The sequence below is a fragment of the Mesorhizobium sp. genome (assembly GCF_017306585.1).
Classification (GTDB): Bacteria; Pseudomonadota; Alphaproteobacteria; order Rhizobiales; family Rhizobiaceae; genus Mesorhizobium.
In genome coordinates, this window is the sequence record NZ_JAFKIC010000013.1 from 1 (window position 1) to 11,139 (window position 11,139).

General features: G+C 63.8%; 10 protein-coding genes. 4 read left to right on the forward strand and 6 right to left on the reverse strand.

Annotated elements, in window-relative coordinates; genetic code table 11:
• The coding region (locus J0I79_RS00190) for an aminotransferase class III-fold pyridoxal phosphate-dependent enzyme (protein ID WP_292854175.1) at positions 1-779 on the forward strand (779 nt) is incomplete at its 5' end.
• Between the two features lie 263 nt (positions 780-1,042).
• Here J0I79_RS00190 and J0I79_RS00195 read toward each other — a convergent pair.
• Entirely contained in the window at positions 1,043-2,245 is a 1,203-nt protein-coding gene (locus J0I79_RS00195) for an aromatic ring-hydroxylating dioxygenase subunit alpha (protein ID WP_292854176.1), read from the reverse strand.
• Positions 2,246-2,719: 474 nt separating this feature from the next.
• Between J0I79_RS00195 and J0I79_RS00200 the strand changes: the two genes are divergently transcribed.
• Positions 2,720-3,130, forward strand: a complete 411-nt coding sequence (locus J0I79_RS00200; RefSeq protein WP_292854178.1) for a hypothetical protein — start codon at positions 2,720-2,722, stop codon at positions 3,128-3,130.
• 133 nt (positions 3,131-3,263) lie between these two features.
• On the opposite strand, the gene J0I79_RS00205 is transcribed toward J0I79_RS00200, so the two are convergent.
• Positions 3,264-5,348 (reverse strand): ATP-binding protein, encoded by a 2,085-nt coding sequence (locus J0I79_RS00205; RefSeq protein WP_292854180.1) that lies wholly within the window; start codon positions 5,346-5,348, stop codon positions 3,264-3,266.
• Positions 5,349-5,424: 76 nt separating this feature from the next.
• A complete protein-coding gene (locus J0I79_RS00210; RefSeq protein WP_292854182.1) occupies positions 5,425-6,198 on the reverse strand; it encodes a response regulator transcription factor in 774 nt (257 codons plus the stop codon).
• Positions 6,199-6,243: 45 nt separating this feature from the next.
• Between J0I79_RS00210 and J0I79_RS00215 the strand changes: the two genes are divergently transcribed.
• Complete coding sequence (locus J0I79_RS00215; RefSeq protein ID WP_292854184.1) at positions 6,244-6,939, forward strand: response regulator transcription factor; 696 nt, start codon at positions 6,244-6,246, stop codon at positions 6,937-6,939.
• Between the two features lie 67 nt (positions 6,940-7,006).
• On the opposite strand, the gene J0I79_RS00220 is transcribed toward J0I79_RS00215, so the two are convergent.
• Complete coding sequence (locus J0I79_RS00220; RefSeq protein ID WP_292854186.1) at positions 7,007-7,174, reverse strand: hypothetical protein; 168 nt, start codon at positions 7,172-7,174, stop codon at positions 7,007-7,009.
• Positions 7,175-7,229: 55 nt separating this feature from the next.
• Positions 7,230-7,679, reverse strand: a complete 450-nt coding sequence (locus J0I79_RS00225) for a hypothetical protein (RefSeq protein WP_292854188.1) — start codon at positions 7,677-7,679, stop codon at positions 7,230-7,232.
• Positions 7,680-7,891: 212 nt separating this feature from the next.
• On the opposite strand from J0I79_RS00225, the gene J0I79_RS00230 reads away from it, so the two are divergent.
• Positions 7,892-8,353: a L,D-transpeptidase gene (locus J0I79_RS00230; protein WP_292854190.1), complete on the forward strand. Its 462-nt coding sequence runs from the start codon at positions 7,892-7,894 to the stop codon at positions 8,351-8,353.
• A gap of 131 nt (positions 8,354-8,484) precedes the next feature.
• Here J0I79_RS00230 and J0I79_RS00235 read toward each other — a convergent pair.
• Positions 8,485-11,139, reverse strand: a 2,655-nt coding sequence (locus J0I79_RS00235) for an efflux RND transporter permease subunit (RefSeq protein ID WP_292854192.1), incomplete at its 5' end; no start/stop codon positions are given.

The window sequence follows — 11,139 nt, forward strand, 5'->3', positions numbered from 1 at the left end:
TCGATCAGTTCCGCGACACGGTCGAGCGTGTCGGCGCCGACAGGATCGGCGCGTTTGTCGGCGAGCCCATCCAGGCCTCCGGCGGCGTGGTCATACCGCCGGATGGCTATCTCATGCGCATCCGCGAGATCTGCCGCGAGAACGACATCCTCTATATCTCCGATGAGGTGGTGACGGGCTTCGGCCGGCTTGGCCATGTCTTTGCCTCGGGCGACGTGTTCGGCATCGACCCTGACATGATCACCTTCGCCAAGGGCGTCACCTCGGGCTATTTCCCGCTTGGCGGCGTCATCATCTCGGAACGGCTGCTGGAGGAACTGCGCCGCTCGAACCATCCCGATGCGATGTTCGGCCATGGGCTGACCTACACCAGCCATCCGGTCGGCTGCGCGGTGGCGTTGAAAAACCTCGACCTGCTCGAGGAAGGCGTACTCGCCCATACACAGGCGGTCGCGCCTTACTTCCAGGCACAGCTGAAGACGCTGGAAGATCTGCCACTGGTCGGCGAGGTGCGCGGCGTCGGGCTGATGGGCTGCGTGGAATGCGTCGCCGACCGCGAAAGCAAGGATCCGCTGCAACTCGACAAGGATGTCGGCAAGCGCATCGACGCGCACTGCCATGAACTCGGCCTGCTGGTGCGGCCGCTGATCAATATGTGTGTCATGTCGCCGCCGCTCATCATCACGCGCGAGCAGATCGACGACATGGTCGGCATTTTGCGCGAGGGCATTTCGCGCACGATGGACGATCTCAGGAAAGAAGGCGTTTGGCGGGGATAAGGTTTCTTCCTTCTCCCCGTTTCACGGGGAAAAGGTGCCCAACGGGCGGATGAGGGGCGGCGCTGACATTGGCGATTGGCCGCGTTTGAGAACTTCATCCGTCTGAGGCTGTAACCTCCCGGCTGGCGCAGCGCTGGCTTACAAGATTCCAGCCAGACGACCATTTTCTGAGGTTGCGGCGAGCCAATTGCGAGGCGCTGGCGCCGCCCCTCATCCGCCCTTCGGGCACCTTCTCCCCGTAGAACGGGGAGAAGGAAGGGGTTCTACCCCCGCGACCTCAGCGCGTCGTTCAAATTCCACATGTCCTTCTCCTCGGGCGCCGTCTCCAGGCCGAGCACGGGGATCTGCCGGCGCAGATGGTCGTGATGGGTGCGCACGCCGTATTCGAGGTCCGAGAGATAGAAACCCTCGAAGGCTTCGGACAACATGGATTCGTTCGACCAGACCGACAGCTGCACATCTTCCGACATGGTGTCGCGGTCGATGCGGAAGGAGAGGTAGCGGGCGGCGGCCTGCTCGCGGCTTTCGTCGCGGTAGCGGTAGATGGCGCCACGCAGCAGCGTCTCGCCGGTCGACAGCGGGAACTCCTGATAGAATTGCACCGATTCCGGCATTACCGACAGGACCGCGTTCGGGAAGATGCCGTAATAGACCCAGGCCTTCTTCAGATAATCCGGCAGATGCATCGGCTCCGGTGCGATCTTGACGTAGTTCTTGACGCTCCAGCGGCGGCCGGCATGCGGATTGTAGGTGGCGAAGGAGCGCGACACGCCGTTGACGAAAGGCTCGTCGAAATAGGTGGCGCCATAGAGATCCTGCAGTGCGGGATGGGCCATGGCGACGTGATAGCCTTCATTGTCGACGTCGCGCACCGACTTCCAGTTGACCGGCGTCTTCTGGGTCCAGATGCCCCAGGACGGCACCATGTCGGCGGCATTGTAATGCGCGAATTCCGGCTCGATCGGCTTCAGCAGCTCGGCGACGGAAGGCTGCGGCCCGCCATCGCGGAAACGGATGAAGATGAAGCCCATCCATACTTCCAGGTCGAGCGGCATCAGGCCGAACTCGGTCTTGTCGAGGTCGGGGAAGGAACGTGGGCGGGCGGCGCCGCGCAACGTGCCGTCGAGATTGTAGACCCAGCCGTGGAACGGGCAGACCAGCGCGTTCTTGCAGTTGCCCTGGCTGTCGGCCACGACGCGGCTGCCGCGATGGCGGCACATATTGTTGAAGCCGCGCACCACGCCGTCCTTGCCGCGCACGATGAGGGCGCGTTCGCCAATGACGTCCATGGTCAGGTAGTCGCCGGCGTTGGGGATGTCGCAGACATGCCCGGCGATCTGCCAGTGATTGCGGAAAACGTGTTCCTTCTCGAGCTCGAGAAGGGCGGCCGAATGGTAACTCCAGCCCGGTAATCCCCGCCGGTCCCAATCGTTCGGGATTGCCACGTCACGGAGGTGCGGGTTCATAAAACGTCTCTTCTTTTTATTGAATACTCATTCAATATAATCATATTTTGCATTGAAATGCAATGGCTTGTGGAAATACGCAGATTCCGTGGGGGAAATCCAGGCGCCGGCTTCAGTTGAATTCCGTGCCGCCACCGGCTCCGAAAACACCGGAAAATCCGGGTGTTAGCCTGGGTTCCCGAGCCCTGGCCAGCAGCGGCTCTCTGGGCTGGAAATCGTGGCCGGCGCAGCGGGCTTATTCCCGCAAAAAATTCTCCTTCACTCCCGAAGGTCGTGCCGGAGGCGCGCGTCTGCCACCATCGGCCCAGCGCCGACCGTCGAATCGGGTGGTTGGTATGCCCGATTTTGACCGATTCTGCCCGAATCTATGTTTCAAGATGATTACATTGTCATGTAGCCCCCACCGTAGCGCTGTTACAAAGCGCGATTAAATTCGTTTCACCGCCAAAAAGAAACTCAACGAAGGGGAAGGCAATGCATGCGAAAGTTCAGATCACCCGCAGCGAGCGTCGGCTTCAGGCTCCGGAGCGCGCTGACCGCCGCCCGAAACTGGCGCTCCGCCAGCGCGCCAGCGACCACCCCATGGCAATGTTCATGGCGCTGGCTGCTTGCGCCTTCGCCGGCATGGCGTTCACGCCGACGGTCGGCCCGGCCTTCGCTTCGCTCAACCCCCCGGCCAACATCGCCGACGGCGCGATGACCACCACCAGGACCGCGCGCCTGCCCATGCCGGCCATCGATTTCGCCTGCAAGGGGCAGGCCTGGGGCGCCGAGAGCGTGGATTGCCTGCGCGCCATCGCCGAGCAATCCGGAAGCCACAAGGCGCGGGCCATCCGCATGATCGCGAACGCGGCCCCGCTGACCAATACGCCGAACATCTTCTGATTTCCGGCTCTGCACTTCTGCCAGGCATGATCCCGAAACCGGTTACCGTTTGGGGATCATGCCCTGATCTCCCCGAGCGCTTCCTCCAGCGCTCCCTTCGGCTCCCGCCGCACCGTCGGCCGGGAGCCGTTTTTTATTTCGACGCGGCCTGGTCGGCGATCGTCGAAAGCACGCTGCGCACGTCCAGCGTGCTGAACGGCTTTTCCAGAATCTGCGGCCGCTGCTGTGCCGGCAAGGCTTCGATTTCCGCCTTGGCGCCGATGAGGTCGCCGGTGACCAGCACGAAACGGCGCGCCAGGTCGGGCCGCCCGGCAAGCAGTTCGCGGTAGATCGAAATGCCCGATATGCCGGGCATGCGCAGGTCCGAAAAAACGATGTCCGGCGGCATATACCCACTCAAGGTGGCGGCGCCTGATTCCCAGATGGGCGCGATGCGCGACTTGATGCCCATCAATTCGAGGATGTCGGACAGCGAGCCGGCGACATCGGGCTCGTCGTCGATGATCAAGGCATGCCGCAGTCCGCTCGAGCGTGACTGGACCTCGCCGGCGGCGGCCATGCCTGCGGAGATCGCCGGCAACTGGACGACGAAGCGCGCACCCTTGGGCACCACTTCCTCGAACCAGACATTGCCATTGTGCCGCTCGATGATGGATTTCGAGATCGACAGGCCGATGCCGGTGCCGACACCGACCGGCTTGGTGGTGAAATAGGATTCGAAGATGCGGTTGCGGATCGCCTCGGGAATGCCGGGACCGTTGTCCTCGACCGAAAAGCCGGGATTGCCCCGGTCGCTGCGGAACGTCCGCACCTTGATCTGCCGGTCGCCGGCGATGCCGGCCAGCGCGTGCTGGCTGTTGATGAGGAAATTGGCCGCCACCTGGGTCACGTGGTCGGCATCGGCCATGGCCAGCAGCGGGCCGGGCGCGAAATCGGTGTCGATGACGATGCCGCTCGAGCGCGCGCCATAGGCGGTCACCTCGAGCGCGGCGCGGATCACCTGATTCAGATCTGTCTCGGCCTGTGCGGCGGGATGGAGGCGCACCATCGACAGGAAGCTCTTGACGATGCGGCCGCAGCGCTCGGCGGCGGCACGCACCTTTTCGGCGCGGACCTTGGTCTGCGGGTCGGAGGCGAACTCATGCAGCAGCGTCGACTGGGCAACCACGACCGCCAGCGGATTGTTGAGCTCGTGCGAGACGCCGGCCAGGAGCGAGCCCATCGCCGCCATCTTCTCGTTCTGGTGCAGCTTCTCGCGCTGGCGGTTGATCTCCTCCTCCGCGCGCAGCCTGTCGCGCAGGTCGCGGATGGAACCGAAGATCAGGCGGCGGTCGGCAACGCGCATCTCGGTCGCCGTCAGCTCGATCGGAAACACCTCGCCCGCGGCATTCTGCGTCACCGTCTCCAGCCGCTGGCCGACCATCGGCGCGCCGCGGCCCGACATATAGTCGGCGCCGGAAGTATAACCTTTGCGGTAGTAGTCCGGAACCACGGTGTCGAGCAGGTCCTTGCCCAGGATCTCGCTGCGCAGGAAGCCGAACATCTTTTCGGCGGCCGGATTGAATTCGATGATCGATCCGGCCTCGTCGATGACGATGATGGCGTCGAGCGAGGCCTGCAGCATGGTGCGGCGGATGACCTCGCTGGCATGGGCGTCCGAAGGCGAGCGTTCGATGGCGTCGCCGATGGCGAGCGCGATGATGTGCAGCGTCGCCTCTTCCTCGTCGGTCCATTCGCGCTCGTCGACGCAGTCATTGACCGCCAGCGTGCCCCAGAGGTGGCCGTGCGCGAAGACCGATACCGACAGGAACGACTTGATGCTCTGCTTTTCGAAATCGGCCCTCAGGAAGCCCTCGAGATCGCGCGTGTGGCCGGCGAAGATCTTGCCCTGCCGTTCGTCCTCGGCGACACGCTCCAGCAGCGGGTCCGAGTTGACGATCGATTGCATGATGACGGTCGGCGAAGCCAGTTCTCCGCCGAAATCGGGATCGATCCAGTAGGCGGCGACGGACTGGGCGAAACCCTGGCCGGGCAGTTCGCGCAGGCGGAACAGGATGCCGCGCTGGCATTCGATGGCGCGGCACAGCACCTCCAGTATGCCGTCCATCTCGCGCTGCCAGTCGCCGGCCTCGCGCAAGCGGCGAACGACGCGCACGGCGGCCATCGCCGCGCCTTGCCTGAAACCCTGCATATCCGTGCTTGCCGCTTCGCCTGTCATTGTCAGCCGTCATTCCAATGCCATGCCGGTTCGGTCAGCGGGCAATGGCTGCGAACCCCTTTTTGGGGTGTCGCGCTCAGTTGCCGTCGACGGCCGGCAGCGAAAAGATATAGCCTTCGCCGCGCACCGTGCGCAGGAATTTCGGATTGGCGGGGTCCGCCTCGATCTTCTTCCTCAGGCGCATGATGCGGATGTCGACGGCGCGCGAGGATTCGGGATCCTCGGTGAATCCGATCGCCTCCGAAATCGCGGCGCGCGTCAGCAACCGGTTGGCGCGGGTCAGGAAAACCTCCAGCACGTCGAATTCGCTCTTGGCCATGTCGATCACCGCGCCGTTGGCGCCGGTGACCAGCCGGCCGTCGAGATCGGCCTGGAAGGCGCCGAAGGCGACGGAGCGCCGTTCGGTTCTGTCCGTCCTGTCCATCAGTTCCGTCGGTTGCGGAACGCGGCGCAGCACGCTGCGGACCCGCGCCAGCACTTCGCGCAGTTCATAGGGCTTTACGATGTAGTCGTCGGCGCCCAGTTCCAGCCCGACGATGCGGTCCAGCGCGGTGCCGGCGGCGGTGGCGTAGATAATGCCGATCGGCAGTTTCGAGCGCAGCCAGCGGCCGAGCGACAGCCCATCCTCGCCCGGCATGGCGATGTCGAGGATGGCCAGATGGAACGACTGGGTTTCGATCAGTGCGCGCGCCGCGGCCGCCGTTTCCGCGGTCGCCACGTCATAGCCGGCGGCGCCGAGATATTCGGCCACCGCGTCCCTCAGGTCGGGCTCGTCCTCGACGATGACAATTCTTGCCCGCACGATGCCCTCGCTGCCACTTTCAGTGGAAAGTAGATTGGGTATAAACATGATGTCCAGCACTCATATCCGGTTGCCAGGGAACGGTTGGAAAACATGGCCGCACGAGCCGTCATCGCGCTTGTCTCCGTCGCCGAAGTCGTGGCGGGCGAACTCGCCGACCATCTGGAGCGGCGTGGCCACGACGTGCGCCAGACGCGGCAGCCCTGGGAGGCGGAATCGCTGCTGGCGGCCGGAGGCATCGATGTCATCGTCGTCGGCGACGGCCTCAGTCAGGCGGAGGGGCGGGACCTGCTCCGGCGTCATGGGGGCAAAGGCGGCGAAGGGGGAGCGGATTTCATCCTGATCTGCCGGCCGGGCGATCTCGTCGACAAGGTGCTGGCGCTCGAGCTTGGCGCGGCCGATGTCGTTGAAAGCCCGCTCAATGTGCGCGAACTCGCCGCCCGTGTCGGCGGCCTGCTCTCGCGGCGCGGCAGGGGCAATCAGGAACTGATCGTGCTGGAGAACGCGACCGTCGATCTGCGATCGGCGATCGTCATGCACCGCTCCGGGGCGGAAGAGCAGCTCTCGCCCGGCCAGGTGGCACTGCTCAAGCTGTTCCTGGCAAGCCCGCGCAAAGTGCTGACGCGTGACGATATCATCGCCGCCGCGCCAGCCGAGAATGCGGATGCCTTTGACCGGTCGATCGATTCGCGCATCGTACGGCTGCGCCGCAAGCTCGATACCGAGACCATCACCACGATACGTGGCGCCGGCTACCGCTTCGATCCGCCACGGCAATTCGCCGACTGACGGCGGAGCACCCGGAATGTCCTGCTGATCGAGCATCGGAGGTTCCACTTGCCGATGCCCCCGACGCTCAGCGCACCACCAGCAAGGACGGCCCGGATGGCATGTCGCTGCCCATGGTGAGCTCGCTCGCATGGGCGCGGTCCTTGAGAAGCACCGTGGCGAGAGCGGCAAAGCCGAGCAGGCCCTGCGCGTAAAGCAATGCGGAAAGCACGGAGGCGGCGAATTTCGTTTTCATCGTTCCAATCCCCAGAAATGCAAATTCTTCGAAAATGAATGTGTCGCGGGTCGCTTCAGGAAACTCCCGAAGTGCCCGCGCCGCCTACGGAGCCCCCCGCGGCGGCGCGGGCCTTCGGTCCTCTCGGCAGCAAGTTGCCGGAGGGGCCGCGCAATGCCAGCCGGAGGCCAACCCGCCAGAGGGCCTTGAGCCGGGCGATGCGCAGGCTGGAAACAATCCAGACCGTGGCTGAAAACAGGGCGGCGTGAAGGGTTGATATCTCGCTCGATGTCATCGCCGCGAGCCGTGCCACAGGGGCGCCGGCAATAGTGCCGACACCGCCGATGGCCGCCGCCGCGATACTGATCCTGAGAATCCAGGGCCAGAGGTTCGATTTCGTTCCCATGCCGTCTGCTTTCGTTGCGTCAACATTGCGTCCGCTCCGTATCAGGATCATGCCGCCAGATGCTGCGCTTTGTTGCAGATTGGTTTCGGAAGTGGGCAAAAACCTTTCATATACGGTCAATACGAACTTTCGTTTCGGCGGAAATACCCATGTATCACCTTGGTTGTTTATACGACGATGGCGTCGGCGGGCATTTCAGTTGCCCGGCTTGTTAACCAGAGGAAACAGATTCGAAACAGAAATGAGCCTCTAGCGAAATCTTGCCGAAACATGCCGCAACGATAAGCCGGCCATCAGATGGAGCCGGCCGGGCCGGCAGAGAGAGGGACATCATGCACACCGCCATTTCCGCAAAGCTCATCAACATCATCGCCGCCGCGCTCATGTGCGCTGCGCTTCTGGTCGGCGCCGGTTCGGGCGCCGCCCATGCCGCCAACAGGATCGTGGCGCGAGTGTCGCTTTCACAGCAGGTCATGGAAGTGTCGGTCGATGGTCGGCCGACCTTCGCCTGGAAGGTCTCCACCGGCGACAGGGCGCATGTGACGCCGACCGGCTCGTTCAGGCCGACGCGCATGCACGAGATGTGGTATTCGAAGAAATACGACAATGCGCCGATGCCGCATTCGGTGTTCTTCAGCGGCGGTTATGCGGTCCACGCCACCTATGCCATCAAGCGCCTCGGCCAGCCGGCCTCGCATGGCTGCGTGCGGCTGCATCCCGACAACGCCGCCGATTTCTACCAGCTCGTCGAGACCTTCGGGCCGGCCAATACCAGCATCGTCATCGTCAAGTAGCAGGCTGGGGGAACGGGCCGGCTCAATGCCGTGCCTGCTCAGGACTCCCGCCGGAACAAACCAGTGGTATCGAGCGCAGCCAAAAAAAGAGGCCGGGTTTTTCCGGCCTCTTTTTCGTCTTTCAGTCTGTGTCAATCCTGCAGCGCCGGCATCAGTTTCGGATCCGGCTTCTCGGCGTGCTTGGGCAGGTCCTTGCTGGCGATGAAGGTGTAGAACATCGGCACGACGAAGAGCGTGAACATGGTGCCGACCAGGATGCCGGTGAAGATGACCAGGCCCATCGAATAGCGGGCCGCGGCACCGGCGCCGCTGGACGTGATCAACGGCACAACGCCAAGCGCCATAGCCGCCGTCGTCATCAGGATCGGCCGCAGGCGCACCTTTGCCGAGGCGATGATGGCATCACGCCGGCGCATGCCATGAGCCTCGCGCTGCTGGTTGGCGAACTCGACAAGAAGAATGCCGTGCTTGGTGATCAGCCCTATCAGCGTGATCAGGCCGACCTGGGTGTAGATATTGAGCGTACCCAGGCCCAAGTTGAGCGGCACGATCGCGCCGAAGATCGACAGCGGCACCGCCATCATGATGATCAGCGGGTCACGGAAGCTCTCGAACTGCGCCGCCAGCACCAGGTAGATGACGACAACGGCGGCGGCAAACGCGATCAGGATCGTGTTACCCTGCTCCTTCTCCTGCCGGGACTGGCCGGAATAATCGACGAAGAAGGTGTCCGGCAGGCTCTCCCTGGCGAGGTCCTCAAGCACTTTCAAGCCGTCGCCGGTAGTGACGCCGGGCAGCGGCAGGGCTGAAATCGTCGAGGAATTCAGCTGGTTGAATTGCTCGATCGCGGCGGGCGCCGCATTGCTGGAAATCTTCACCACGGCCGACAGCGGCACCATCTCGCCCGTCACGCTACGCACGAAATACTCGCCGAGCCTTTCGGGGTTGTCGCGGAATTCCTGAGGCACCTGCGGGATGATGTCGTAGCTGTTGGAGTCGCGGTCGAACTGCGCCACTTCGGCGCCGCCGACCAGCAAGGTGAGCGTGCGGCCGATGTCGGCGATCGGCAGGTTGAGGGCGGCGGCGCGGTCGCGATCGATGGTCACCGTCACCTGTGGCGCGTCATAGGCCATCGAGTTCTGCACGACGATGAAGCGGCCCGATGCCTGGGCCTTGTTCTTGATCTTCTCGGCTTCCTCGAAGACCTCGGCGGGAGTGCCGGTCGAACGCACCACCATGGCGATCGGCAGGCCGCCGCCAGAGCCCGGCAGCGTCGGCGGCGCGAAGACGAAAGCCTGCACGCCCGCCACCTTGGCGATGCGGGCCGTGATGTCGGCCTGCAGTTCCTTCGAGTTGCGCTTACGCTCCGCCCAGTCCTTGAAGGCGAAGCCGACGAAGGCGCTGTTGGTCGCGCCGCCGAAGGCGACGGCCGAGAATTGCGCCCGCGTTTCGGGGATGTCCCTCACCAGACCCAGGATCTGGTTGACGTAGGTCTCGGTGTAGTCGGAGGTCGCATAACGCGGCGCCGTCACCAGCGAGAGCAGGAAGCCCTGATCTTCTTCCGGCGCCAGCTCGGTCGAGGTCTTGGTGAACATGAAGCCGGTCACGCCGACGAGCGCCAGCACGATGAGGAGTGTCAGCGGGCGATAGTTCAGCGACCCGGTGACGGCCCGCTCATAGACGTGCTCGACCCGCGAGAAGGTGCCGTCGACGATACGCTGGAAACGGCCGGCATTGCCGGGCTTCAGCAGGCGCGCCGACATCATCGGGGTGATCGTGATGGCGATGACGCCCGACAGCACCACGGAGCCAGCCAGCGTCACCGCGAATTCGCGGAACAGCGCACCGGTGAGGCCGCCGGTGAAGGCCAGCGGCGCGAACACGGCCGCCAGCGTCATGGTCATGGCGACGATGGCGGTGGCGATCTCGCGCATGCCGTTGAAGGCGGCCTGCATCGGCGACATATGGTCTTCCTCCATATGGCGGTGAATGTTTTCCACCACCACGATGGCGTCGTCGACGACAAGGCCGATCGCCAGCACCATGGCCAGCAGCGACAGGAGGTTGATCGAATATCCGACCGCGAACAGCAGGAAGCAGACGCCGATCAGCGACAGCGGAATGGTGACGATGGGCATCATCACGGAACGGAACGAGCCGAGGAACAGAAGGATCACGACGACGACGATGGCGACCGCCTCGGCGATGGTCTTGAACACTTCGTCGATCGAGGCGCTGATCTGGCCGGTCGCGTCGTAGACGATCTCGATCGTCATTCCCTTGGGCAGCGTCTCCTGGATCTGCGGCACGAGCTTGGTGAGCGCGGCCGCCGTGGTCAGCGGATTGGCGGCGGGCGTGGGGAAGATGGCGAGGAAGGTGCCGGGCTTGCCGTTGAAGCTCACCCTCGTGTCGGTGTTTTCGGCGCCGAGTTCCACACGCGCCACGTCACGCAGCCGCACCACATTGCCATCGGTCGAGCGCAGCGGCAGCTCGGCGAAGGCTTCGGGCGTCTGCAGCGTCGAGCGCACCGTGATCGAGGAGACCACGAATTCGTTCTGGGTGTTGCCGGGCGCCGACAGGAAGTTGGAGTTGTTGATGGCCGTCAGCACTTCGGCCGCCGTCACACCGCGCGCGGCGAGCCGGACCGGGTCGATCCAGACGCGCATCGAATATTGCTGGGCGCCGAAGATCTGGACGTCGGCGACACCTTCGACCGTCGACATGCGGGGCCGGATGACGCGCTCGATATACTCGGTCAGCTGCTCCTTGGTCATGTTCGGATTCTG